The 25,676-nt window shown below is 55.9% G+C and carries 22 protein-coding genes; 6 read left to right on the plus strand and 16 right to left on the minus strand.

The features are described from left to right. The first annotated feature begins 6 nt into the window (after nucleotides 1-6). The 5 genes from ACF8C6_RS09225 to ACF8C6_RS09245 are packed head-to-tail and all read left to right on the plus strand — an operon-like array spanning nucleotide 7 to nucleotide 7,626. Nucleotides 7-1,500, plus strand: coding sequence for an ATP-binding protein (locus tag ACF8C6_RS09225; RefSeq protein ID WP_392499016.1), 1,494 nt, complete (start codon nucleotides 7-9; stop codon nucleotides 1,498-1,500). Next, on the plus strand, nucleotides 1,497-4,394 hold the full coding sequence (locus tag ACF8C6_RS09230; RefSeq protein WP_392499017.1) for a Z1 domain-containing protein: 2,898 nt from the start codon (nucleotides 1,497-1,499) through the stop codon (nucleotides 4,392-4,394). Before ACF8C6_RS09225 ends, ACF8C6_RS09230 begins: the two co-directional genes overlap by 4 nt. Then, nucleotides 4,378-5,394 (plus strand): PD-(D/E)XK motif protein, encoded by a 1,017-nt coding sequence (locus ACF8C6_RS09235; protein WP_392499019.1) that lies wholly within the window; start codon nucleotides 4,378-4,380, stop codon nucleotides 5,392-5,394. The genes ACF8C6_RS09230 and ACF8C6_RS09235 overlap by 17 nt, the downstream gene beginning before the upstream one ends. Continuing rightward, nucleotides 5,384-7,168 carry an AIPR family protein gene (locus ACF8C6_RS09240; RefSeq protein WP_392499020.1) on the plus strand — a complete coding sequence of 595 codons (1,785 nt, stop codon included), beginning with the start codon at nucleotides 5,384-5,386 and terminating at the stop codon, nucleotides 7,166-7,168. Before ACF8C6_RS09235 ends, ACF8C6_RS09240 begins: the two co-directional genes overlap by 11 nt. Further along, complete coding sequence (locus ACF8C6_RS09245; protein WP_392499021.1) at nucleotides 7,165-7,626, plus strand: very short patch repair endonuclease; 462 nt, start codon at nucleotides 7,165-7,167, stop codon at nucleotides 7,624-7,626. Before ACF8C6_RS09240 ends, ACF8C6_RS09245 begins: the two co-directional genes overlap by 4 nt. Here ACF8C6_RS09245 and ACF8C6_RS09250 read toward each other — a convergent pair. The 8 genes from ACF8C6_RS09250 to ACF8C6_RS09285 form a co-directional block, all read right to left on the minus strand. Next, entirely contained in the window at nucleotides 7,574-9,160 is a 1,587-nt protein-coding gene (locus ACF8C6_RS09250; protein WP_392499022.1) for a DNA cytosine methyltransferase, read from the minus strand. The genes ACF8C6_RS09245 and ACF8C6_RS09250 overlap by 53 nt on opposite strands. Before the next feature lie 409 nt (nucleotides 9,161-9,569). Further along, nucleotides 9,570-9,776: a hypothetical protein gene (locus ACF8C6_RS09255; protein ID WP_392499023.1), complete on the minus strand. Its 207-nt coding sequence runs from the start codon at nucleotides 9,774-9,776 to the stop codon at nucleotides 9,570-9,572. Nucleotides 9,777-9,822: 46 nt separating this feature from the next. Further along, the gene (locus ACF8C6_RS09260; RefSeq protein ID WP_392499024.1) at nucleotides 9,823-10,716 is read right to left on the minus strand and encodes a hydrolase or metal-binding protein; all 894 of its coding nucleotides are present in this window, start codon (nucleotides 10,714-10,716) and stop codon (nucleotides 9,823-9,825) included. Between the two features lie 90 nt (nucleotides 10,717-10,806). Next, entirely contained in the window at nucleotides 10,807-11,811 is a 1,005-nt protein-coding gene (locus tag ACF8C6_RS09265; protein ID WP_038606410.1) for a YqaJ viral recombinase family protein, read from the minus strand. Between the two features lie 79 nt (nucleotides 11,812-11,890). After that, nucleotides 11,891-12,859 (minus strand): DUF932 domain-containing protein, encoded by a 969-nt coding sequence (locus tag ACF8C6_RS09270; protein ID WP_392499025.1) that lies wholly within the window; start codon nucleotides 12,857-12,859, stop codon nucleotides 11,891-11,893. 97 nt (nucleotides 12,860-12,956) lie between these two features. Beyond that, entirely contained in the window at nucleotides 12,957-13,286 is a 330-nt protein-coding gene (locus ACF8C6_RS09275; RefSeq protein ID WP_228723569.1) for a hypothetical protein, read from the minus strand. A 113-nt stretch (nucleotides 13,287-13,399) separates the two neighbouring features. Beyond that, entirely contained in the window at nucleotides 13,400-14,815 is a 1,416-nt protein-coding gene (locus ACF8C6_RS09280) for a YfjI family protein (protein ID WP_392499026.1), read from the minus strand. A 46-nt stretch (nucleotides 14,816-14,861) separates the two neighbouring features. After that, complete coding sequence (locus ACF8C6_RS09285) at nucleotides 14,862-15,218, minus strand: helix-turn-helix transcriptional regulator (protein ID WP_392499028.1); 357 nt, start codon at nucleotides 15,216-15,218, stop codon at nucleotides 14,862-14,864. A gap of 355 nt (nucleotides 15,219-15,573) precedes the next feature. On the opposite strand from ACF8C6_RS09285, the gene ACF8C6_RS09290 reads away from it, so the two are divergent. Beyond that, a complete protein-coding gene (locus tag ACF8C6_RS09290; protein WP_392499029.1) occupies nucleotides 15,574-16,665 on the plus strand; it encodes a hypothetical protein in 1,092 nt (363 codons plus the stop codon). Nucleotides 16,666-16,693: 28 nt separating this feature from the next. On the opposite strand, the gene ACF8C6_RS09295 is transcribed toward ACF8C6_RS09290, so the two are convergent. The 8 genes from ACF8C6_RS09295 to ACF8C6_RS09330 all read right to left on the minus strand — a co-directional run bounded on the left by ACF8C6_RS09295 (nucleotide 16,694) and on the right by ACF8C6_RS09330 (nucleotide 25,573). Next, nucleotides 16,694-18,031 (minus strand): tyrosine-type recombinase/integrase, encoded by a 1,338-nt coding sequence (locus tag ACF8C6_RS09295; RefSeq protein WP_392499031.1) that lies wholly within the window; start codon nucleotides 18,029-18,031, stop codon nucleotides 16,694-16,696. A 376-nt stretch (nucleotides 18,032-18,407) separates the two neighbouring features. Continuing rightward, complete coding sequence (locus ACF8C6_RS09300) at nucleotides 18,408-18,695, minus strand: hypothetical protein (protein WP_392499032.1); 288 nt, start codon at nucleotides 18,693-18,695, stop codon at nucleotides 18,408-18,410. Between the two features lie 365 nt (nucleotides 18,696-19,060). Continuing rightward, entirely contained in the window at nucleotides 19,061-19,366 is a 306-nt protein-coding gene (locus ACF8C6_RS09305; RefSeq protein ID WP_392499033.1) for a hypothetical protein, read from the minus strand. A gap of 14 nt (nucleotides 19,367-19,380) precedes the next feature. Beyond that, nucleotides 19,381-20,373, minus strand: coding sequence for a TerC family protein (locus ACF8C6_RS09310; RefSeq protein ID WP_392499034.1), 993 nt, complete (start codon nucleotides 20,371-20,373; stop codon nucleotides 19,381-19,383). Between the two features lie 159 nt (nucleotides 20,374-20,532). Further along, entirely contained in the window at nucleotides 20,533-22,800 is a 2,268-nt protein-coding gene (locus tag ACF8C6_RS09315; protein WP_392499035.1) for an ATP-dependent DNA helicase, read from the minus strand. Further along, the gene (locus tag ACF8C6_RS09320) at nucleotides 22,797-24,437 is read right to left on the minus strand and encodes a VRR-NUC domain-containing protein (RefSeq protein WP_392499036.1); all 1,641 of its coding nucleotides are present in this window, start codon (nucleotides 24,435-24,437) and stop codon (nucleotides 22,797-22,799) included. Before ACF8C6_RS09320 ends, ACF8C6_RS09315 begins: the two co-directional genes overlap by 4 nt. A gap of 125 nt (nucleotides 24,438-24,562) precedes the next feature. Next, nucleotides 24,563-24,724: a hypothetical protein gene (locus ACF8C6_RS09325; protein WP_277692236.1), complete on the minus strand. Its 162-nt coding sequence runs from the start codon at nucleotides 24,722-24,724 to the stop codon at nucleotides 24,563-24,565. 168 nt (nucleotides 24,725-24,892) lie between these two features. After that, a complete protein-coding gene (locus tag ACF8C6_RS09330; RefSeq protein ID WP_392499037.1) occupies nucleotides 24,893-25,573 on the minus strand; it encodes a thermonuclease family protein in 681 nt (226 codons plus the stop codon). Nucleotides 25,574-25,676 lie beyond the last annotated feature (103 nt).

Raw genomic sequence — 25,676 nt, forward strand, 5'->3', positions numbered from 1 at the left:
GGGGCGATGCTGGAGGCCCTGCGTGGGCTCGGTTATTCGACAGCAGCTGCTTTGGCAGATGTGATTGATAACAGCGTGTCAGCTGGGGCAACAGAGGTTCGTGTGAAATTTGAATGGGATGGGCAGGAAAGCCGTATATCCATTCTGGACAACGGCCAAGGAATGGACGATGCCGAACTGGAGACCGCTATGACTCTTGGTGCCAAGAGTCCTCTTGATGAGCGCGCACCCACTGATCTCGGTCGTTTCGGGATGGGATTGAAAACTGCCTCCTTCTCTCAATGCCGGTGTCTTACTGTCGCATCTAGAAGAATGGATGGCCCCGTTTCCTGTTTGCGTTGGGATCTTGATGCCATTGCGGTATCGCCGGACGGTGGTTGGAAGATGTTTGAGGGGCCGGCCTTTGGTTCCGATGCGTTCGTTGAGCCAATCGAGACTCTCTGTCATGGAACGATCGTCCTCTGGGAACGATTGGATCGCATTGTGACACCCGGTTATGACCTCGATCACTTTGCGGGCTTGGTCGACGACGTAGAGCAACGTTTGGCAATGGTCTTCCATCGTTTGCTGGAAGGGCCAAGTCCGATTCTTCGGCTATTCATTAACGACAGATTGGTGAGTCCTTGGGATCCCTTCATGACGGGCCACCCTGCGAAACCGTGGCAATCACCTGTCGCTCAGATTATCACTCCGTCCGGTCTCATTGAGGCTCAATGCCATGTTCTGCCACACAAAGATCGGATCACCGAGGACGAATACCGTAAAGCAGGCGGGCCAGAAGGGTGGACATCCCAGCAGGGCTTTTACGTGTACCGGAACCGCCGTTTGCTTCTGGCTGGAGGGTGGCTTGGGCTAGGGCAGGGACGCGCGTGGAATCGGGAGGAGCCTCAGCGGCTCGCCAGAATCAGGTTGGATATCCCCAACACTGCTGATTCCACTTGGAAGATTGATGTCAAGAAGTCAACCGCACGGCCACCTGTAACAGTGCGCCCATGGCTTACCAAGTTGGCTGAGGATACTCGAGAAAGAGCTAGAAGGGTTTTTGCCTTTCGTGGCGCGCCAATGCCAGGACCGGGTGGCCTCAAGGTCGAACAACAAGCATGGCGTGTCGACAGGCTCAAAGGCGGTGTGCGTTACCGCATTGATGAGGGGCATCCGGCGGTAGCTGCAGTTATAGAGGCGGTTGGTGACAAAGCTGACCTTGTCCGGGCGATGCTCCGGGTTGTAGAAGAGACCGTCCCTGTTCAGCGGATATGGCTCGACACTGCCGAGAACAAGGACACACCGAGAACCGGCTTCTCGGGAGAGGCCGAGACGGCCCCCGATGGCGTCAAGACCGTGCTTCTGACCCTGTTCAGGGACATGATCGGGCGACGCGGCATGAGTCCGGAGGCGGCCGTCAGAGCCCTGTCCTCTACGGAGCCTTTCCAAATCTATCCAAATCTCGTCGCGAGCCTCCCGGATATCGCGGCAACGCCTGACGAAGGGAACGCAGGATGACGGAAGAGCAGAGTAAGGTATTTCAGCGGGTCGTAAGCGTCGCTCAGACGTTCTTGGCCGAGGCCATGGAGAAGGGCGCGGTCACGCCGACCCTGATCGCCGAGAAGGTCGACTTCGTGGCGACTCACATGGCCCCGGGCGAGAACGTCGACAGGAAGGAGGTGGTCGCGGAGCTCATTCGTCGATTCAGCCTGTGGATCGGCGGGGCCTCCACTCTCTCCGACAAGACCGGCCACAAGGACTGGCTCACTGCCGCCCGCAGGAAGGATTGGCGCTACTGGCAGCGCTATCGCGACTTTCTAGAAGGCAAGATGTCCGTCAAGGCCGTGGACGCCTTGGATGACGCGACCAACAAAATATTGGAGCTGCTCGAAGATCCTCTGCGTGAGGGATGCTGGGATCGGCGCGGGCTCGTCGTCGGGCACGTCCAGTCAGGAAAGACAGGGAACTACACTGGGCTGATATGTAAGGCAGCCGACGCAGGCTACAAGATTGTCATCGTCCTAGCCGGTCTGCACAACAACCTGCGCTCGCAGACACAGATTCGTTTGGAGGAAGGCTTTCTCGGCTACGAGACTTCGGCGAAGAATGACGTAGTCCGCTACATCGGCGTCGGCGAGAACGGTCGCGACGCTGAGATTCGCCCCAACTGCGCGACGAATCGCTCCGATAACGGGGATTTCAACACCAAGGTCGCGAAGCACCTGGCCATCTCCCCGGAGCAGCGTCCCTGGCTCTTCGTGGTGAAGAAGAACAAGACGGTGCTAGACCGCCTCCTCAAATGGATTCGCAACCACGTCGCGGATTCCAAGGATGCCGACGGCCGTCCGCTCGTTTCAGGTTTCCCTCTGCTGCTGATCGACGACGAGGCAGACCATGCGTCGGTCGATACGGGGGATCAAGTCGTGAACAAGGACGGCACGGTAGACGACGAGTATCAGCCGAAGGCCATTAACAGCCGAATCCGGAAAATTCTTCACTCCTTCTCCCGAAAGGCCTACGTCGGATACACCGCCACTCCGTTCGCAAACATCTTCATTGATCGACGCAAGGCGACCAAGGAAGAGGGCCCCGACCTGTTTCCGCAATCCTTCATCATCAACATCTCTGCACCCTCCAACTACATTGGCCCCGCCCGTGTCTTCGGGCTGCGCTCGACTGAGGGCAGAAACGGTGGCCTGCCGCTGACCCGGGAGGTGAATGATCAGTCTGATGCTCGGGGCGAGGACGGCTGGATGCCACCCCGACACGACAAGAGCCACGTGCCCATGTTCGAGGGACGTGATGAGGTCCCACCGTCCCTCAAGGAGGCGGTATCCGCCTTTGTCTTGGCCTGCGCAGTCCGCGTTTTACGTGGTGAGGGCCGCAGGCACTGTTCAATGCTGATTCACGTGACCCGCTACACCGCTGTCCAGGAAGAGGTGCGACGCCAAGTCGACGAGCTCGTGAAACGCTTCCGCAACCGGGTGAGAGGGTTCGCTCAGGCGGAGAAGGATAAGTTGATGGCCGAGTGGCGCGAGCTCTGGGAAACCGACTTCATCCCAACGTCGGCCGCCGTGGCGACGGCTATGGGAGAGGTGGGAGGCGAATTCGACCTTCCACAGTGGGAGGACGTCGAGGCAGTGCTCCCTGAAGTACTCGAAGATCTTGCGAACAGCGTCAGGGCTATTAACGGCTCGGCTGGAGACGTCCTTGACTACGCTGAGCGCGAGGAGACCGGCTTGAAGGTCATCGCCGTCGGTGGCGACAAGCTCGCCCGGGGGCTGACTCTTGAAGGCCTCTGCGTCAGCTACTTCGTGCGCTCCACGAAGATGTACGACACCCTGATGCAGATGGGGCGTTGGTTCGGCTACCGTCCTGGGTACCTCGATTTATGCCGCCTTTACACGACTTCAGATCTTGTCGAGTGGTTCGGCCACATAGCCGACGCGGCTGAGGAGCTTCGCCAAGAGTTCGACACCATGGCAAAGGTCCATGCCACGCCGGAGAACTATGGCATGAAGGTTCAGTCGCATCCCGTCCTGATGGTGACCTCACCGATCAAGATGCGCAGTGCCAAGACCTTGCAAGTCTCCTTCTGCGGGTCGGTCCTCGAAACTGTCGCCTTCCATCGCGATGTCTCCATTATCGAGAAGAATCTCGTAGTTATGGAGAGGCTGCTCGACGCTGCCGGTTTACCGACCGAGGGCAGCGGTGTCATTTCGCGTAAACGAGGTACGGGTAGTCAGGAGTGGAAAGGGTTCCTCTGGGAGGGCGTTCCTTCAGAGCATGTGATTGAGTTTTTCTCCGGGTACTTGACTCATCCGGCGGCAAGGAAGGTGAACAGCGCGGTCTTGGCCGAATTCGTCAAGGCTATGGCGACCAAGGGCGAACTTACGTCTTGGACCATTGCGCTTGTTGGTGCAAAAGATGGAAGTGAAGGCGGCGGGCCCAGTGTCTTCTGCGGAAAGTATGCACTGGAACATATGGTCACTCGAAACCAGAACCCAGGTTCCAAGGGGGACCACTATTCCATTGGCCGACTTTTGTCGTCCAGAGACGAGGCAATTGACCTCGACGAAGATGCATGGATGGCTGCTCTGAAACTCACCCTTGAGGACCGAGCGAAGGACCCCGCAAGAGGAACCGAGGAGACCGGAAAGGAACCTCCCAAGTCGCCTAGCGGCCCGAGTGTTAGGAGGGTGCGCGGACTGGGCGCCGATGGTGTCCCCAGTCACCCCGAGAGAGGGCTTCTGCTGCTATATCCCATCGATCCGAAAGGGGCTGGGTTCCTGGACGATGCTCCGCCCGTCATTGGGTTCGGGGCCAGCTTCCCCGCCAGTCGCTCGACGACCACTGTCAAGTACGAGGTGGATCACCTTCTCTGGGAGATCGAATATGCCCCGACCTATTGACGAGTTCGTCTCTGCCTGGGAAGCGCTCTCTGGAGGTTGTGAGGAGGAGAGCGGCTGGCGCGGTATCGCCGTGACTCCAGTCGGGGAGTGCGAACTCTTGGCCGCTCGGCGCTTCCCCGGTAACGAGGAGGCTCTTCTGGCTTGCTTTCCGACTGCCCGTCTCGGTTCGTCCGAGCGACTGCCTGAGGGCAGGGGGTTCGAGGTCGTTCGCGCGGATCCACATGGCGACGGTAAGACTTGGATAGCGTTGTCCCGTAAGGACTCGGGGAGTCCCGAACTGTTCGTGGAAATGGTCGGCGACGTCGCCGGGGCTATGGATGGCTGCGCGGCGGAGGGCGAGGCCGTCGTTCTGCGGACCATGCTGCGCCGGGTGCGCATGTGGCAACAGTTCATGTCCCGCGGCGCGGGACCTCTCAGCCCTGAGGCGGAGCTCGGCCTGGCGGGAGAGCTCTTCTTCATGGGCGTTCTTCTTGACGCGGGGATTTCACCGGAGACGATCCTCAGCGGTTGGGTCGGGCCCGACGACGCCCCTCAGGATTTCCTTTTGGGAGACGGAGCTATAGAGGTCAAGGCGACGATGTCCTCATCCGGCTTTCCGGTGAAGATAGGCTCGTTGGAGCAGTTGGACGACGCAGTCGCTTCGCCGCTGTTCCTTGCGGCAGTCAGGTTTGCCAGAGGAGAGGGGGGGGCGACCCTTCCCGAGATTGTTGGTGAGGTCGAACGACGTCTGGGTGGTGAGTCTGAGTTGATTGACTTCCTGCATGAGAGGCTCATGGTCGCTGGTTACTCAGACGCCCACGCGGGCCAATACTCCCGAAGGTTCGAGTCAAAGGAGAAGCGGACTCTCTCCGTGTCTGCGGGATTCCCACGGTTGACGGTCGGAGCCGTGCCAGCTGGTGTCACTCGAGCAATTTACGAAATCAATCTTGATCACGCCGGGGATTTTCTCGTGGACCTCGACGTGGCTTTAAAGCAGCTAGGAGTAACGGATGACGCTTGACGAATTCTTCACTGAGACAAGGGGCGAGATAGCGGCTCAGATGAGTGACGGATCACCCTTTGCTGAGCTCGTTTTCTCAGAAGTAGTGATGCAGCACCTCGTTGATGCCGGAATGACGTTCGAGCCGGTCGTCTGTCACTTTCAAGGGAAGGTCGGCAATGCGAACCTGCGTTTGAGCGGCTACGCCATGTCTGAAGAGGCCGATCAGCTTGACCTGTTTGTAAGCCTCTACGAGGGTTTCGAGGGTCTGCAGCCGATACCGGAGCAAGATGTGAAGACGGCGGCGGCTCAGTGTGTTCGCTTCTTGGAGCTCTGCGCAGCGGGGCGCATCGCCGATAAGCTGGATCCGTCAAGCGATGTCCACTCCCTTGCTCTGACGATTCGGGAAATTTACGACGGGCTTGAACAGGTTCGTGTCTACGTACTTACGGACGGCATAGCTAAGTCGAAGAGTTTCAAAGCCCGAGACGTTGGTGGAAAGTACGTGAAGCTTGAGGTCATGGACATCGAACGGCTATTTCGGCATCGCTCCGAAGGTAAGCCACGTGATGAGCTTGTCGTTGATTTTAATGAGGTATCTGGTTCCCCACTACCCTGTGTCTTTGTGCCTGGTGACACCGGGGACTATGACTACGCACTGACTGCAATTCCTGGTGAGGCGCTTCGGTTTGTCTATGAGAAATTTGGCTCTCGTCTACTTGAGGCCAATGTCCGCTCATTCTTGAGCGTGAAGGCCCGAGGCGTGAATGCAGGGCTCCAGAATACTCTCCGGAATGCCCCGGAAAGATTCATGGCATACAACAACGGAATTGTATTGGTCGCTGATGAAATGCGACTTGACCGTGCCGCAGATGGTTCACCTGGCATAGTTTGGTTGCGGGGGATGCAAATCGTTAATGGCGGCCAGACTACTGCGTCAATTTTCTTTGCCAAGAAAAAATATGCAGATACGGATCTGAGCAAGGTTCGCGTGCCAGCCAAAATCATCGTCATGAAAGAGGAGGATCCTTCAAAAGAGGAGTCTCTTGTTTCCGATATATCGCGATATGCAAATAGTCAGAATTCTGTACGTCAATCAGACCTGTCTGCCAATAAACCGTTTCATGTTGATATTGAGCGGTTGTCGCTCTCGGTCTACTGCCCTGACGGTACTGGGCGTTGGTTCTATGAGAGGGCAGCAGGCAGTTACAACACCCTGCTTGCCCGAGAGGGGATAACCCCTGCCAAACTTCGAGCGCTGAAGGAATCCGTACCAACATCGAGGAAAATTACAAAAACCGAGCTGGCAAAATACCTCATGGCGTGGGATGGCCAAGCTGACGTTGTCAGTCTTGGTGCACAGAAGTGCTTTGATCGATTCATGTCCGGAATGGCTGAAGTGGAAGCTGAAGAGAAGGCTTTCGTTCCTGATGTTGCCTATTTCAAGGCTGTTGTCTCGAAGGCATTACTTTTCAAGGCAGTCCATAAGGCGGCGCGGCCATTGGTACCCGCCTTTCTCGCCAACGTTACGGCTTACACTGTTGCGTTGGTTTCAAGAACTTATAGCGAGTCTTTTGATCTCGAGCGGATCTGGAATAGACAAGGTGTATCTCCTCAGCTTGTTGAGCAGATTGAAATCTGGGTTCGGGAGGTCAATGATCGGCTTCATGAGACCGCCAACGGCAGAATGATCTCTGAATGGGCGAAGCGTCCAGAGTGTCGAGAGGCTATGTTCTCCCGCCCATTCTCTGCCCCTTCCATTGATATTCCGGAGGCGCGTCGGGGAGGATTGTGACGGATGTAGTCAATGCATTGGTCCGCAGCCGAATGATGTCGGGAATACGGGGAAAGAACACCAAGCCAGAGATGCTTGTACGTCGCGTCCTTTTCAAGGCGGGTTATCGTTTCAGGCTGCACAGGAAAGACTTGCCCGGAGTCCCCGATGTCGTTCTTCCCAAGTGGAAGGTCGCGCTTTTTGTGCACGGCTGCTTTTGGCACATGCATCATGGTTGTTCCAAGGCAAAGATCCCTGCCACTCGCACCGAGTTTTGGCGGAGAAAGCTCAAAGCTAATGTCGAGAGGGATCTAAGGGCGCAGGTAGCGTTGGCAGAGGCAGGCTGGCGAATTGTCGTCGTGTGGGAATGTCTGACCCGAGACTCTCAGGCGCTGGAAGCCTTTCCCGATATGCTGTCCGCCTGGATCAGAGGCCCTGCAATTTTTGGCGAGTTTTGCCTGCCCGATAAGAGTCGATGACCGCTGCAACGATAGCTGCGATTTTCCGCGCTAGAAGTGGCGGCACTGCATTTCCGACCTGTGTGTACTGCTGTGTTCTGTTACCTTCGAAGAAATAATTGTCAGGGAAGGTCTGCAGTCGAGCAGCTTCGCGAACAGTCAAGCTCCGGCACTGACTCGCATCGGGGTGTATGTAGTAATGGCCATCTTTGGCTATGTGGGCAACAACCGTCGTAGATGGGCCATCCGCCATTTGAACCCTGAAACGGTCACTGAACGGGACTGAGGCGGAAGAAACGTTCTCATGAGCTGGCAGGAGTTGCTCGGGAAATTGGTGTATTTTCGGGGAGGTTCCGTATAGCTTTGCGAAGGTCGCAGCAAAAATATACCTATGCAGGTCCGAGCGCATATGACTCCTTGCCTCATGCTGCAGGACTCCCCCAAGCCTGGGGTCGAGGAACCACTCCCGTTGTTTGGCGCTCATCTTTGGCGCTACGTTCCAAGGTATAAACCGACTGCCGTTTGAGTTTAATCGCTGTGCGTCGGCCGCTGCAGTCCGCATGGTATCTATTAGATCACCTCGACCTGCTACATAAGGGCGCAAAAGGATAGAGCTGGCCTCATTTAATGCCGCAAGCCAAGATTCAAGGGAGTCTCCTCCCCTTGAAATCTTGCTACGCAGTGGTGGGAGTCCCGATAAGGCTTGGCCAACGGTAAAAGCCGTTTGACTGGGTTCCAGCACCAAGTTGTGAGGACGCTCCAGCAATGCGGGACAGTTCGATGCGACATCAGAGCGGACACCGAACAATATGACTCTGTGTCGTGCCTGTGGGAGACCGTAGCGCTCGGCTTGGATAATGAAGTCGTGCGGATCTAGGTTTTCCGCTTCGTCAGCGACGACAAAGGAGCGGATGCGGTACGAAAGATCTCCTGCGGGATTCGAAAGGTCTTCGAGAATCTGTTGGAAGATGTGCGATCCACTGTGTTGCGAGGACAGGATGCCCTTTACGTTCTCCATGACGAAGATCGTTGGTCTGAACTCGCGAATAATCCGCAGGTATTCCTTGTATAGAAAGTGCTTCTCGTCGCTCTCAAATTCCTCTAGGGTCTCGCGGGTCCGACGGGCGCGGCCGGCTACCGAGTATGCCTGGCACGGCGGACCGCCGATGAGAACCCATTCATTTGCGCCACTCAGGGCTCGACTGATCCAACGGTCGATGTCTTCATTTGAATCCTTGCCAAGCTCTGCGAGCTTTGCCTCTTGCGAGGCCTCCACAGCTTCCGCCGGGACGTCTGGATGCTTGAATAGCTCTTCGCGGGTAATCTCGCCCCGAGTGTACTGGTAGTAAGCTTCAGGTACTTCGCCTTTCGGAAAGGCGCGGAACAGCGCGCGTAGGGAGAGTGTCGCGTGAGCGACTGGATCCTTCTCGATCGAGACACGAAGCTTGAACTTACGCGTTCCCTTGTCATGACCGCCGATGGAAGAGAATCCTTCTCCGAGTCCACCCGGCCCCGCAAAGAGGTCGATGACCGGGATTGGATCCTTATGGTTCATTGAGCTAGCCACACACTAAGGGGAAAATAAAAGAGCGCTATTATGCGCTCAGAAAGGACGCAGCCCCCTCAAGGGTATGCGTTTATAAGGGGAAAGATGTTACCGGCTCATCAAGTAGCGGGCAAGAAATGAGGGGCATGGATAATGCTGCGAGCGCGGAGATCAGTTAGGTCTTTGTGGCGATGAGTTGGTTTCTGTGATGCCCTGGCAAGCGCATCGTGGCTTACCCTTCACCGAAGCGCGCCTTGTGCCTAGTACAGGTGACGTCGAGCAGCCCCAGAAGTAATGCAAGACCTTTGGCCGCCTCGCACGTGATGACGGCCTTGGACTCGCAGATCAAACACTGTCGGCCCATTTTGATTCTCCCAATTGGATAGTCGTTGACCCCTTGCTGATAGGCATGGCCGTATCACTGCGCTGAAGGGGTTGTGGCTTTGGTTTGGCCCGGCTTGCGAAAGGCTTTTAGCAGTTTGCAGAGGATCCAGCAGGCCAAGACCACAGCGACCAGCAGCGGTGGGAAGCGCAGCATCAGCAGAACGCTGATAACCATCGCGCCTGCTGCAGCCAACGCGCCGATGAAGGTGAATAAGCACAGCAAAAATCTCAGTAGTGTCATGTCTAGTCTCCGAATGCCTGCCTGGAGTTGGCAGGCACAGGGTTAGTTAGTTGGTTTTGTTGGCGAGTACTTCGAGCTTGCCTGCCAGCGAGTTGGGCGCAGGCGATGCTGTTTCGCGCTGGCTCTCGGGCGCCTGCTCCGTGCTGGCGAAGAACTCCTCAACGATGGCGCTGACATCCTCCTCGCTGTCCTCGAAGGCACCATTGCCGAAGCCACGTCTCGCAGCTTCATCCAGTGCAGCCTGATTGAAGCCAGCAGCTTGCCGCCTCGAATCGAGTTCACTTGCAGTCACCAGCGCTTCAGCCATATCCATGCCGCCGCGTACCGTCAGGTCGGCGTAGAAGATCGGCGTGCCATGGCTCTGGCGTGTCGACTTGCCACGCAGGCGCAACTCCAGCGGGAGACAAGCCAGGCGGTTACCCGAGATGGCCTGGAAGTAATGCAGGCGCGCGGCCAGGGTGCGGATGCTGTTGAAGCCAGTGGTGCGAAATACGAAGCTGCCCAGTGGATCCTCATCACCAATGACCACATTCAGTCGGCCATAGGGCTTGCAGGCACCACCTTTGGCGAGCGGGCAGGCATCCGGTGAAGGGCAGGGCAGCGACTGCATGCCGTCCTGCGTGACCCGCTTGCAGGTTTCGCCATTGCCGACACAGACAGGGCGTCCGGACTGCCGGTCGAACAGAGTGTAGTCGGCTCGGAAATTCAGCTCCGGCTCATTGAACAGAAGCCGTACCGGAATGCTGCGCAGTTTGTCGTCCTTGCCCTGGCGCAGCTCGTCATTAAGCGGATGCAGCAGCCAGCCGTCCTTACCCTGCACCTGGGAGGTGATGGTGAATTGGTCATCCTTCTCCGGCAGTCGCTTGCCGTTCTTCTCGATGACCTTACCGATGGAAATCCGCCCGAGCACCGGCGGAGTGATAGCCAGACCTTTGAGCATGGTGAGTCTCCTGGAAATGAAAAAGGCCAGCCATGCAGCTGTAACTGCACGGACTGGCCAAGGGGATGGAAGAGTTGGAGGAGTTGGGCTTCAGCCGACCAGGAAGCGCCGTGCACCTGGTTTCAGCAGCGGGTACTTGGCCTGCAGGTAGGGCTTGTCCTTGAGCAGTTGAGCGACATCGAGGCCGATGCTGTCCTTGGCTTTGCGCCAACTGACGTAGCCATTGGAAAACTCCGCCCTGCTGGCATCGCCCATGGCCTGCTGCAGCATTTGCTTTAGCTCAGCCTCGCGCTTTTCCTTGTCGGCAATCGACTGACGAACGGCCTTCAGTTCAATGAAGGCTGCGGCCAGTCCGGCATGGCCACGAAAGTCGACGACCTGACCGTTGTCATCCGGATAAAGGCAGCGCAGGGCCGATTCAGCGGAAGTCGTGCCATCAGCCGGTGGTGGTGTGTCGGTTTCAACGTAGTGCCAGAACTTGCGTTCCAGCTCGATCAGGCGAGCGATCATCTGCTCGTCCCGCTCGATACGGTGGATCTCCAGCGTCTGGCCACCGAGCAGCACAGCCACATCTGCGGCCTGCTTGCCGGTGACCGCGAGTTGGTGCATTACTTGTAGCTGGACATACTCCGGCACGCCCTCTTTCCAGAGGCGAGCCCCGTTTATACCGGCTGTCTTGCATTCTAGGATCTGTACATCGTCGGCCCCGATCACCTCGCGGTCGATGTTGGCCAGCATCCAGGGCAGCTCTGGATCCGGGTGCTGCAGCACGGCGTTGATGCGCCGCACCTTGTTCTTCGTGCGCTTGCTGTAATGCCAGGCAACGATGGGCTCCAGTACGTTGCCCCAATACATCGGGCTTTCCTCATCCTGAGGATCAGCCTTGGGCATGCCAGCATCGCGACCGGTCTTCTCCATCCAGAGTTCCAGCTGCGACTTGTAGGGGTTCAGCCCCACGGCCGCAGCTGCATCCGAACTGCCGATGCCTTGCTTGCGGATCTGCAGCCAGTCCTCTCGGGGCAGCTCCTTGGTGCTGACCAAGCGCAGAGCCGGACGGGACTTGCTGGTGTTGCGATTCAATGAAGTAGCTTTCATAGCGTTCACCTTGCAGAAATGGAAACGCCCGACCTGCAACGAAGCGGGTCGGGCGTTATGGGGTGGAGTAGGTATAAGTTCAGGCGACCAGTTGCAGGGCCGTTTCCAGAGCGCGTTGCTTGATCTGTGCGCCCTGGCCGAACCAGGCGGAGTCGAGGCGGTACTCGGTGCTACGTGCCCGGCGCTCGTGATCGACGTACTCGGTCACGGCGTTGAGCAAGCCCCAGGCTGTGCCGCGAGCCGAGTCCAGCTGGCTGCCTCGGCCACGACCTTCATACAGCTCCTGCACTTTGCGCAGGGCGCGCTCGTTGGGCAGTTGCTCCGGCAAGGCGCCGGTCGGGCTGGTCTCGCACATCACGTTCATAAAGAAGCCCAGCGCCTCATGCCACTGCACCTTGCGTTCAGCCAGGTGGCGCATGCGGTACATGAAGTCATCCCATTGCGAGACGGCGATGCCGAGCTGCTTCTTCACCAGATCGCCGTCGAAGCGGGTGCTGTGCGGCACCTTGATTGCACGGCTGGTGCCGTCTAGAGCGATGGTGAGGGTGTTGTTGCAGACCACGCGAATGGTGGTGGGGGTTGCCGTGGTGGCCAGGGTGCCGTCGCAGGACGTGGCCAGCAGCAGGTAGCCATTCACCTGGTCGTTGCCCTTGATCGCGGCGCCCTGGCCGGTGCGTGCCAGTGCCCAGAACTTGCGGCCGCCCTTGAGCACGCCAGCAGTTTCCAGCTCGTAGCCAGATACCTCGGTCAGATCACGGTAGAACTCCAGCACCTCGCGAGGTTGCACGGTGTGGTAGCGCTGCGAGACCACCGACAGTGGTGCCTTGGTGTCTGAGCGGTAGAGCACCTTCTGTTCGGAGAACGAGTGGATCGTGCCCAGATGGCCGATGGCGTCCGACTTGAAGTGCACGGGGCTTTCCAGGATCTGCCAGTCCATACCGGCTTCGCGTTGCCAGACTTCGATGGGCTGTTTCTGCGGCAGGTTGTTACCCAGGCCGTGCCACGGAGTAGCGCCAACGTAGGCCATTTGTTCGATTTGATGAGCCATAACGAATTTCCTTTGGGTGCAGGCCGGCATAAAGCGCCGCGCAGAGCGCAGCACCGGCAATCAGTGATGTGTAAGGAATAGGAGGGCGATGTCCGGATCAGGCCGGCAGGTTAAAACGGTGACCGCAGAGCAGGCAGAGGTTGTGAGCCAGCACATGGCGATCGAGCGATTCGCCAAGCTGAGCGCCGAGCGCGCAGCCACCGACGCTTCCGGCCAGGCCACCGAGGATGGCGCCCGATACCGAGCCGAGTGTGATACCGACAGGACCGGCGATTACGCCGAGCGCTGCGCCGGCCTTGCCGCCTGCCAGAGCAGCACTGACGCCGCGTGCGAGACCACCGACCGCGCCGATAGCAGCGCCGGCTTTCATGGCGTGATGGAACGAAGCGACTTTGGGTGAATGACAGCGGGGGCACTGCAATGACATGTGGGGAGTTCCTTTTTGGTGGTGATGTCAATGCGGTTATGTGTTGTTGTAATAAATTCGAATCAAGAAAAATAAAAAACCGGCGCAAGGCCGGTTTTGAGGTTAATTGTTCGCTAGTTGTTGCGCTTTAGTATAATGCGTACAGGTTTTTTAGTGTAGTCAACAGTAATTTTTCCTTTGGCCTCAAGGCAGTCGAGGAGTGGGTTTAACTTCGAAACTGTCCGGAATTTCCCTGGGCCTTTGTACAGGATTGTATTTTTTTCGACCCAGTTAAATAGTGTTGAATGTTTGCAGTTTGATTGTAGCCAGGCGTGTAGGGTTTCTGCATCGCTGATGATGTTAGGCATGAAGGTGAACTCGTTTCGGAATGTTTTTGAGCACTCAAGTACGATTTTCTCTGCTGACTTGAGCTCTGCTAATGAAATAATGCCATTGCCAAATTCAAAGTAGTGCAAGAGGGCAGCCACTCTGGCGATGTTCTCGCTAAGCTTGGATGCGTGATCTTTTGATCGTTCATACTTGCCACCTTTTTGTAGTTCGTATTCGATATTGTTATATGATTCTGTCCAGTATTCGGCGGCGCTTGAAGAGAACTTGATGATTTCCTTCTCTTCTGTGATGTTGCGAAGTCGTTGAATACTTTTTTCAAGAAGTTGGTTTGCTCGTGACTGGTAGCGCGCAATGACTTCTTTGTTTATTGGTCGTTTGTTAATGAATCGCTTTCCTTGGGTCGACTCTGGGTTAAAGACTAAGGCGCGAGATAGTAAGCCTACAGATCGAGCGCGATCTCCCTTCCCCTCAAGATATTCCTTTAGTATTTGGGGTTGAATCATAATCCCTATGGTTAGACGGGCATCATTTAGTGAGCATCCTTCTACGGTTGCCCTTGCTACATCAATGGTGCTACCTGTCCATAGCGCATTAATTTTCCCGAAATCATTAAACACTCCCTTTAAGGCAGAAATTCCTTCACTGGACATCAATGCTGCCCAAGGGCAGTCAAGACGCATTCCCTTGAGAAGAGCTGCGGTAGTGGCGTCTTCATAGATTGGATTGAATGCGCGCGGCCGTTCGGGTTTCAGTTCGTGATGGAGAATTAATTCATTTTCAAAATGTTTGTACGCTGGATCGGTCTCAGGATGATCGCTCATCTCTTTAATGATTTTGCGCTTTCTTGCTTCCCAGGCTTCTGATTTGATTCGCCATACAAGTAACTCTTTTTCATGTGCTTTAATCGCATTTATTACAAATACCCGGACGGCACCCATAAACATGCTTTCAACTGTTGACTTTCTTTCTCCGGACTGTGCAATGCTGATGACCATTAGAGAGACCGGGCCGATCATTTTTCCTGGTCGCTCTACATCAATCAGTGGTTGGCATAGGAGCGAAATAGTTGAAAGCGCTGAGGCTAACACTAACTCCAATGGTGCTTGTGTTGCTTCGGCTACCTCAATAACCATATCTTTAAGCAGGGGGAACTCATTGAGTGCAGTTAGGATTGTTTCATTGGTGATGTCTTGATTCATTTTATTTTCTCTCTTTGGCTTGTATTCAAAGTTTCTATGGTGATGTTTAGATATCTTGTTGGTCGCGATTGTTTAGCCATGCGATAACTGATTCCAGTCGCCAACCTACTGCGCCACCACTTTTGCGCCCAGAGAGCCGAACTTGTTTCGGAAATGATGGGTCGTGCCTTGGTGACTTTGGATTCAGCCAGTCATAAACACAGGAGCGTGAAATCGAAAGCATCTGCGTTAGCTGGCCTAGCCGAATGATTTGGGTTTTTGATGTTGTTTCTGTGTGTGCGTCCGTCTCCTTTATCCACAGCTTGGATAGTGAGTTGTGTGCATTGGCGAAGTACTCGGCTCGAAGTAGGGCGGTTGGATCCCTTTCGAAAGTCTTCGCCTCTGGTTCGCGGGTGTTGGTCATTTGATTGCCTCCGAGTTGGTGAGGCGATGCTATGCCTGTGCCCTAGGGCGTTCACTGGTTCTACTTAGTGGGATTTTTTTACCTGTATGCGCCGGTCTTGAATTGATTGGATCTTTCTGGTAGGCGCTGGTGTTTTGGGAGAGGGGGTATCAGAAGCCTGCGATAGCTGCGACTACAATCGCAGCTATCGCAGGCTTTTGGCGCTCCCTCTTTTGGGGATGCAGAAAGCGAGCAGGCGTGATGGCATAGACTTGGGTGGCGAGGATGATGAAGCTGTGGGCCTCTCAGTCGTTTGTCATGTGCGGACTGAGGAAGGGGAGTGCTAGGCTTATTGTGAAATTGAGGAGATAGGCTTATGAAGCTTGCTGTGCCGAAAGCTGCTCATTACGGTGTATTGATTACTAATGGCTCTTTTGAAGTTTTAATGCCTAAAGAAGTTAACTATTCTGAGGGTTTTTTCTTGAGATGGGAGCTCAATCCTAGTTGCGCGCCGACAAAGTTGGTGCGCTCTAGATTGGTTGAGGATTTCTGTATTAATGCTGAATTTATTTTTATACCGCTCCACTTGATATTTTTTAAGGGTGGAACCCTTGTTAATTTTTTGATGAAATATGTGGGTGGCGACATAGATGCTGCAGGTTTCAAGTGGGTTTCTATACGAGAAGCTTGGGATGAAGTGGCTAAATTGGATGATGATGATCTTCACATGGGTGAATGCAGTTCCTTAAGTATTTTAAATGACTGGGTTCATGAACAAAGGCGTAGATTGGCTGAAAATGAAATTAATGAATCTCATATAGAGTCTTATGGGCGATTTGATGCGCTCTGCCATCGGGCACGTGCCGTGCTGGATAGGTGTCCTAGATACTTTGATGGCGTTGGTATGTATTCGGAATTTATGCAATCAATGCTTGATGTGGCAGAAAGAGAAATAGATGAAATTGATAATTTTGATTTATATTTGAATGAGTTGTGTGCGAGGGCGGAAAGGCCTGGTAGAAGCTCTCGCCGTGAGGAGGATCTTATTAATGTTGTTCGCTTTAGTCTGGCGAGCGCATATCGCTGTTTGCGTGAAGGAATGGATGATGATTACTCTGCTGAGTGTCTGCGTGCTAAGAAATTTATAGATTATCTTGAGGAAATCTACTCTAGGGTCTCGCCTGAAATAAGGTCTCGCGCCATTAAAGGTGGTGGTGCACCTAGGCGTGGTCGTCTAAAACAAAGTGATATTAAAATTGTTGAGTCTGTTATTTTGAGTGTGCTTGAGGGTAAAAAATTTAAAAGCAGGCAGAGTCAGAATTATGAGATTTCACGAATTATAGCGGATGATGTTTTGGTTGGGGTTTCAAAGTCGGGGCTTGGTGATGCCTTTGATCTGGATGATTTGCGTCAATTCATTCTCGATTTTATTATCGAAAATAAGGCTGCGCGGGCTTTGATAAAATAGCGTAGCATCTAAGATGTTTGATGCTTATTTATTGTTCCGTTATTTTTTGCAGGTGCGCGCCTAGTAAGTTCCAGGCTTCTGACATTTCTTTCGAGTAGCTGTGTCTTTGGTAAGTTCTTTTTACTTTGTTTTCTTCTGTGTGATTAAGGCATCTCTCAGCTACCTCCGGTAAAACGCCTAAAGCTGTCATGATCGTAGCTCCTGTCCGTCTCAGGTCATGAGGTGTCCACTTGCCTCCTTTTAGTAGAAGAGCGTGAGAGTTGGCGCTTCGGTTGCTCATTGTGGCTTGATCTGGTTTTCGTTGCCTATCACCAAGTTGCTTGGTGACTGTTTTGGAGCAGACTGGTCCTGTCTTTTTGGTGTTTGGATAGCACCATTGGCATTTACCTGAAATTGCTTTTATTCTTTCGAATTGATATCTGGAAAAATTGGATAGCGTTACTGTGTGAGCCTTCCCATTCTTGCTATCTTCAGTAGGAATAAGCCATGTCCCTGCTTTTAGATCGACATTTTCCCAGCGAGCATTCATGAGTTCGCCTATTCGGCAGCATGTGGATAAGGCAATCCATATAGCAGCCTCAGTTGAAACGAGAAGGCCTGCGTCTGGCAAAAGCTTCGCAAGCGAAGATATTTCTTCATCGCTGAGTACTCTGTCCCGCTCGACATCTTTCCCGCCGATCTTGGCTTTCCGGATGCTTGCGGTGGGATCATGCTCAAGCAGATCTCGATCTACGGCAAATCTAAACATTTGGCGCATCAGGCTGAAAATCAACTTAGCCATGCGGTTCACGCCTCGGGCCAACAATGCGTCAGTTACTTCAGTGATGTGGCCTTTGCGGACTTCTTCAAGTGGCAATGTCCCAAGCAGGGGGAGGACGTCCTTTTTGAACATCCGACGTACCTCATCTCCGCCATCTTTTCGGTTTATCAGATCAACCTTGGCCCAGTGGTCAAAGAGGTCTTGAACTGTTTTTCTTGCCGCTTGCTTTGCTTCAGCCGCCTCAAATGCAGCCTTCTCGGCAGCAAGGCGCTTTTGCTCCGCTTCTCTTGCGGCTGTCTTCGCTTCTTCTTCTGCCTGGAAGTGTTCGCGTAGATCACGAACGCCGCCTTGATAGAGGCGTGAAAGTTCACCTGCTTTAGCTCTGGCTTCTTTTAGAGTCAGGCCGTCTATTCCGGCAGGGTCATAGACGCCCAGCGGAAGAAAGACGCGCTCGCTGCTTGAGTTCGTATAGCGGAAGTAGAAGTGTCGCTCGCCGTTTGGCCTGAGCCTTGCCATGAAGCGACCGCATCCACGAGGAGCATCTTCAATCAGCCAGGTTGGTTTTGCAGGCTTAGCAGCCATTTGCTTGTCAGTTATCGTTGCCATCGCATTCCTAGCTTGGTCACCGTATGGTCACCGTTTCTCGTAGGCTTTGATTGGATGGTATAGCAATCGATTGGACAGTGAAACCTGTGAGAGGCCCCAGTTTATAGGGGTTTTAAGGCAATTTTTGGATTTCTTTGGATTACGTTGGTAGATAAATTACCTTTATGGGGTGCAAGGGGTAGAGTGTTCGAATCACTCCGTCCCGACCAAAAAACCCTAGAAAATCCAGTCATCTAACGATGGCTGGATTTTTTATGCCTGATGCTTTCGGCTACCCTCGAATTTTTGCCACTTTTTGTGCCTGCGGCACTAAGGTCGATTCATCTCTCTGGCTGCCGCCATAGGGAAGGGAGTCGCCCGATCTACCGCTTATTTATCAGCGACAGAGAACGACCAGACTGCGGCTGGAGAAGCCGGCGGGGTTAAGACCGAAGAGAAAGTCTGCTGGATCGTCCTCACCATCATCGCCAGCCCTGGCCAGTACTTTGTAACCTTGCTGACCGCAGGCACGAGCGGCTTTCTCTTCGCAGCGCTCCCAACTGGAAGTCAGTCCGGAGCAGTTGATATTCAGCCCTTTACGGCCTTTTTTTTCATAAGTCTGAGCGGTTGCGGAGCAACCTGTAATGAGCGTCAAAACGACGGTCAGTAGCACAAGCCTTTTCATTCATATCCCCAGCGGGCTTGTCTATTTGGCGACATGCTCGCCAACCCCGTGCAAATGGTACTTCGACGATGCGCAGCTTTTGTGTCATCTGGCTGTTTGCATCACTGTCAGGCAGTGCGGTCGAATTTACCTTGAATTACCTCGTGGCAGGGTATCGATTTGAGTGAAAAATTTGTAAGTAGCCTGCAGGTTTAACGATCTCGTTCGTCTTTTGTATGAATCACCCTGGTCGCCCAGGTGCAGCTGAGCGCTTTGGGTCGCCCAGCTGCGGCGTCGCACAGCAACCGGAGGCCTGGCGATCGATCCACGCAAATACGACTTGCCGTGCGCGACAGGCTGTTTTACCGCTGTGGCTGCTGGCTTGATCAGGTTTCTATCAGGGTTTGTGGTTTCCCGCTTTCCGCGTCCTGTCGGGGTTGTTCGTCCTCTGGCTTCGGCTGCGCCTGCTTCAGCCATTTTTGAGTGCCTTCCTGAGCCTGGTCGATCTTGTCGTTGAGCTGCTCAACCTGCTTGTCGAGCTCCTTGACGGTTTCGCCAAAGCTCTCGCGAGCTTGTTCGACGGCGGCTTTTTCGACTTTTTCAGCGAAGCTGGCGGCAGCCTGCTCGGCGCTGTCGCAGCCCGCCAGGGCAAGCATGCCCAGGCCCAGCAGCAGCGGTTTAGAAGGTTTCATATGCGGTCCTCCGATCAGGATTCGAGCTTGTGAGTGGGGTGCTTACGGGTCTTCCACAGTGACAGCAGTACGCCGCCTGCCAGCAGGCCCACGGTCACACTCAGCGAAATCTCGGCCGGAATCTTGCCGACGATGTCGTGCAGGAAGATCTTGCCGCCGATGAATACCAGCACCAGGGCCAGGGCGTATTTCAGGTAGGCGAAGCGGTGGATCATGGCGGCCAGAGCGAAGTAAAGGGCGCGCAGGCCGAGGATGGCGAAGATGTTCGAGGTGTAGACGATGAACGGGTCCTGGGTGATGGCGAAGATCGCCGGCACGCTGTCCACGGCGAACACGAGGTCGGCCAGTTCGATCAGGATCAGCGCCAGGAACAGCGGTGTCACCCACAGCTTGAGCTGGCCGCTGGCATCGGGCAGGCGTACGAAGAAGCGCTGCTCGTGCAGGTGGTCGGTCACCGGCAGGTGATTGCGTAACCAGTTGACGAATCGGTTCTGCGACAGGTCAGGCTGGTGATCGACTTTGGAGAACAACATCTTCAAGCCGGTCAGCAGCAGGAAGGCGCCGAATAGGTAGAGAATCCAGTCGAACGTGCTGATCAGTGCGGCGCCCAGGCCGATCATGATGGCGCGCAGGACGATCACGCCCAGGATGCCCCAGAACAGCACGCGGTGCTGATAAAGGCGAGGAATGGCCAGGTAGCTGAAGATCAGGGCAATCACGAAGACGTTGTCCATGGACAACGATTTCTCGATCAGAAAGCCAGTGAGGTAGTCCATGCTGGCGTCGCCGCCTTTCTGGAAGAACACCCAGACGGAGAACAGCAAGCCCATGGAGACATAACCGGCAGAAAGCAGGAGGCTTTCCTTGACGCCGATTTCGCGTTCTTCGCGGTGCAGAACACCCAGGTCGAAAGCCAGCAGGGCGATCACTACAGCCAGGAACGAGAGCCACAGCCAAGTGGCGGTGCCGAGGAAGTCGGCGAAAAGAAACGTTTCTAGGGTGCTCATGAGCCCCTCCTTAAAGTCGTAGTTGTACCAACTATGACTCCGACATGGCGGCAATTAACCGTCAGAGGGGCCCGGCGTCACGGGCGCAGGATAAGGCTTGTGCAGACCTCCTCAAGTGCTGAGTCGTTGCAAAGTGTGTAGCGGCATATTCCGCACCGTTTAATGCATGCGGTGTTCGACCCGCCACCAGCTGGGCAGCAACTGGTGTATCTCACGACGGGTGAAGCGGTCGTCCAGTAGATAGACCACCCCGCTGTCCTCGGTGGTGCGGATCACACGTCCGGCAGCCTGCACCACCTTCTGCAGGCCGGGATACAGGTAGGCGTAGTCGTAGCCATTACCGAACATCTGCTGCATGCGCGCTTTGACTTCCTCGTTGATCGGGTTGACCTGCGGCAGACCAAGGGTGGCAATGAACGCACCGATTAGCCGCTTGCCGGGTAGATCGATACCCTCGCCGAAAGCCCCACCGAGTACAGCGAAACCGATGCCACGTGAGTGGGGGCTGAAACGATCGAGAAAAGCCTGGCGTTCGCTTTCAACCATGCTGCGTGACTGCGCCCATACCGGGATGTCCGGGTGCTCGGCCTGCAGGTGTTCCAGCGCCTGCTGCAGATAGGCGTAGCTGCTGAAGAAGGCCAGGTAGTTACCGGGCTGCTCGCGAAATTGCTGGGCCATGAGGCGGGTCACGGAAGCTAGGCTGGCCTCGCGATGCTGGTAGCGGGTGGAGAGGTTGCGAATGGCATGTACTTGTAGCTGTTCGGCGCGAAAAGGGGACTCGACCTCCAGCCATTGTGTGTCCTCGGCCAGGCCCAGCAGGTCGGCATGGTAGTGGCCGGGGCTGAGGGTGGCGGAAAACAGCGTGCAGCTATGGGCTGCAGCGAAACGCGGGGCGATAAAAGGCGCTGGCACTATGTTGCGCAGGCATAGAGTCGACAGACCATGCGGGCCGATGGGCTGGTGCAGGCTGATGTCGAACAACGAGTGCGGGCCGTAGGCCTCGGCCAGACGACAAAACAGCATGGCGGCGAGGTAGAACTGCAGCAGCGCGGCCTGGTTACCTTCTGGCTGATCGGTGAGGTGGTCGGTGATCGCACCAACGGCTTTCTGCAACGCGACGATGAACAGGTCCGGCAAGGCTGGCTGGATTTGGTAGGGCTCTTCCTGGTCGCGATGCAGCTGGTACCAGTGGCGACTGACGCGCTCCAGCGCTGGCTTGAGCTTGGCTGGGGCGAGCTTGCGCATGGCGTTGAACGCGGCCTGGTCCAGCTCCGCGCTGTACATGCCGCGGGCGCGGTCGATCAGGTTGTGCGCTTCGTCGACCAGCAGGGTAACGCGCCAGCCGTTGAGCTGGGTCAGGCCATGCAGCAAGGCGTTGATGTCGAAGTAGTAGTTGTAGTCGCCCACCACCACGTCACTCCAGCGGCAAAGCTCCTGGCTCAGGTAGTAAGGGCATACCTGATGGGCCAGGGCGATTTCGCGCAGTATCTCGTGGGTCAGCCAGCGTTGCTGCAGCGCGGCACTGCGCGCAGCGGGCAGGCGGTCGTAAAAGCCCTTGGCCAGCGGACAGGATTCGCCATGGCAGACCTTGTCCGGGTGGGCGCAGGCCTTGTCGCGTGCCACATGCTCCAGCACTCGCAGCGGCATGTCGTTTTCCTGCGCGCGCAGGTTGGCCAGGGCATCCAGGGCCAGGCGCCGACCCGGCGTCTTGGCGGTGAGGAAGAACAGCCGATCCAGCTGCTGACCGGGAAAGGCTTTGAGCTGGGGAAACAGGGTGGCCAGGGTCTTGCCGATCCCGGTGGTGGCCTGGGCCAGCAGGTCGCGGCCATCGCGGGCGGCGCGGTACACGGCCTCGGCGAGCTGACGCTGACCCTGGCGAAAGCTGGGGTAGGGAAAGCGCAGGCGCTCCAGGCTGGCGTCGCGCTCATCTCGATGAGCGCTTTCCTGCTCGGCCCAGGCGACGAAGCGGGCACATTGCTGCTCAAAGAATATCCGCAGATCCTCGGCGGTGAAGGATTCACGAAAAACCGTTTCCTTCTGCGAGATCACGTTGAAGTACACCACTGCCAGGTCGATCTCTTGCAACCCCTGCATGTCGCACAACAGCCAGCCGTAGACCTTGGCCTGAGCCCAGTGCAGCAGGCGGTGATTGTGTGGGATGCGCGCCACATCGCCGCGGTGGGTCTTGATCTCTTCCAGCAGGTTTTGCGCGGGATCGTAGCCGTCGGCGCGACCGCTCACCTGCAGGCCCGGATAGTTACCCCTCAATGGCAACTCGGCGATATAGCCCGCCGCGCGCCGACTGACCACGGTGCTGTGCCCGGCCATGCCTTCGGCCGCAGTTGGCGCGGGAGTGAAACGCAGGTCGAGATCGCCCTCCTTGGCAGTGAACTCGCATAGCGCGCGTACAGCCACGCAGTAGCTCACAGCGTTTCGCTCCAGCGCACATAGCAGACTTGGACCGGCATGCTGTGCTCGGCACAAAACGCCAGCCAGCGTTTCTGGTTGTCCTGCAGGCGGTCGCCGGGGCCTTTTACTTCGATCATTCGGTAGCGACGCTCGCCAGGCCAGAACTGGATCAGGTCAGGCATACCGGCGCGGTTGGCGCGGATATCGTCGAGCAGGCGTTCGAACCAGGCGCGTAGGTGCGCGGCTGGCAGGCAGAGCAGGGCGGTTTCCAGCAGTTCAGGTGTCAGCACTTCCCAGTGCACGAAGGGCGAGAGGATGCCGAACTTGGTCTCGTAGGTGGCGCGAATGTGCTGCGGGTAGCTGTCGTCATCCAGCCTGCTGAGGCAGGCTTCGAACAGCGCCTGACGGCGGTTACGGAAGTCGGCAGCATGCAGATCAGCCGGACCCACCTGGAAGGGATGGAAGAATGCGCCGGGCAAGGGGGCGAAAATCGCGTCCCAGCACAGTAAGCCGAACAAGCCGCAGATCAAGGTGTTTTCCACGTAGAAAACCGGTGCTCGGTCTTCATGCAGGTGCTTCAGCACGGCCCATTCCACACTCAGTTCGGGAGGCTGCGGCAGCTCCAGTTCGAAGAGGGGTGTCGCCAGGACAGGGCTGCGCAGTGGTCTAACCAAGCCGAGCTGGCGGCACAGGCGTGGCAGGATGCGCTCCAGTGCCTGGCTTTCGGCAGCGTTGCGTGGTGATTCCAGGGCCGTGCAGGCAAGCGTATGTGCTGTTTGATAATCGCCGAGCTTTTCCAGCACGCGTACCTGGCGTTGGCGGGCTTCGCCATGCGCGCTGGCGGCGTATAGCGATGCCGCCGCAGCCAGTTTGTCTTCACGTTCGAGTTGCCGGCCAAGCTGGAACAGTAGCTTGGCGTGGCGTGCGGCCAAGTAGGGATTGTCACTGCTGAACTCGCCCAACGCCGCGAGTACCTGGCTGGCCTCCAGACCGGCCTCATGGCGCTCGCGACAATCGCGCAGGTGCAGGTAGTCGTCGATGTCCCGGCGGCAACGAAAGCCTCGAGAGTCCGCACTGATCTCGACGTTTTCGTAGCGATAGATACCCAGTTCAGCCAGAACGAACTCCGACCAGTCTTGTGCCAGGTTGCCGAAAAACAGCAAGCGCAGACGATCGCATAAGGGGGTAATGGTCAGACTGTACAGTTGGTCCAGCCCGGGGCTCCATTGCTCCAGGGGCTTGGCCTGTGGGTAGTGCGCTCGCAGTTGTTCCAGCCATTCAGTTTTGTTCCTGCTGCGCATGGCCAACGTCTCGGGCAAGCACGCCAGCAGCTCATCCTTGCGCAGGAGGGTAAAGAGCTCATGCAGACTTAGTTCAGCATCGTCGATGAGCCAGTTGCGCTCCAGCAAAGGAGCGGCAGCACTACCAATATCGCCGATTTCTGCATAGCTCAGCTTGCTGGCGCGGAAGTGCGGCCCTTTGCGCATCAGCAGGCGCACCAGCAGTGCCTGAGCGGTGGTCGGCAGGGCCAGGAACTCGTCGACAAAGGCCTGTTCGCTGGCCTCCAGCAAGTCGGCATAGCGTCCGGCAACCCAGGTCAGGGCCGTGTGGAAATTGGTGAGGTAGTAGAGGCTGGGGTCGAGCGGTGAGAGCATGGATACGACAACTGTCTATTTATACAGTTAAGGGTGCGTGATCCTATGCTATCGGGCAAGCGCCAGGCGACAAGCAGCAGAAACAAAAAAGCCCGTCGTGTTGACGACGGGCTTTTGGGGCGAGATCAGGCTGCGGCTGAGTGGCCGATCAGCATGCCGTGCTGAACCCAGAATTGGCGTCCATTGATGCGCAAGGTGAATGGTGTGCGACTGACGATTTCGGCTCCATCCCTGAGTAGGTCTTCGATGTGCGAGCGCAGTGCAAGAAACGTCCGTTGTTCCTTCATGGCAAACCTCCGTGGTTGGTGCCGGGAGCCTACCAAGTTCTGTGACGAAGTCGATACTTTGGCTGGGGGTGAAATGTGATGTCTGTCACGAATGAATGGTGGCGATCTGCCTTGCCAGGAAAAGTGATCTGCAGAAACGCCAAGGCCCCGCTATGCGGGGCCTCAGCGCTACCTGCACTGCCTTTCGCAAGGAATGCCATCGCCATCACCGTCGATATTTGGATTTCTGCACCGGTTCAGTTGATACCGAGCTTCAGCACAGCTCATTTGGCCGCACCATTTGAGTGTGTTGCAGTTAAAGCCACCACCCGAGGAACCGATATTCGAGTGAGGCGCTTGAGCTTTAGGCATCAGACTTTTTACTGGGCTTTCCGTTGTCTCAGGGTGGTCGTCTTTGCGCCATTCCCATGGGGGAGTTTGATCCGAGGAGGGCTGGGACCATAGGCCTCGTTGGGCATTCTTTGCTGAAGCCTCAAGTACGAGTAGAGACTTGTCTTCTAGATCCTCTCGATAAGCCCATGCCGCACCAGCGCGAATCTGCTCTGCATTGATGTCGATGCCATCAGACCTCTTGGCACGAGTTACAGATCTGCCATGGCTATCCGTTTCCGTTACATCCAGTCTGACCATTTCGCCGGAAATGAGCCTGCTTAAAGATTGTTTTGAGTGTTCACCGTAGGGCTGGTTCAACTCAGGCGCATCAATCTCGGCCAGCTTTATCGTTAGCAGGTCATTCTCGTCAGTAAAACAAGTGAAGGTGTCGCCATCGATGACGTCGATCACTTTGCAAGAGTCGCCGTATACCACGGAAGATGTCAGGACAAGGATAAGAAAGAAAAAGCGATTCAAGGGTGTCTCCGTGCAATGCAAAAAGTACAAAACGCATCATACGGATTGGCCGTATGCAAAGAAGTAGAGCTAATTCCCTCTAAGCTGGGGACGCCTCCACTCG

This window comes from Pseudomonas sp. zbq_18, assembly GCF_043102245.1.
Lineage (GTDB): Bacteria > Pseudomonadota > Gammaproteobacteria > Pseudomonadales > Pseudomonadaceae > Aquipseudomonas.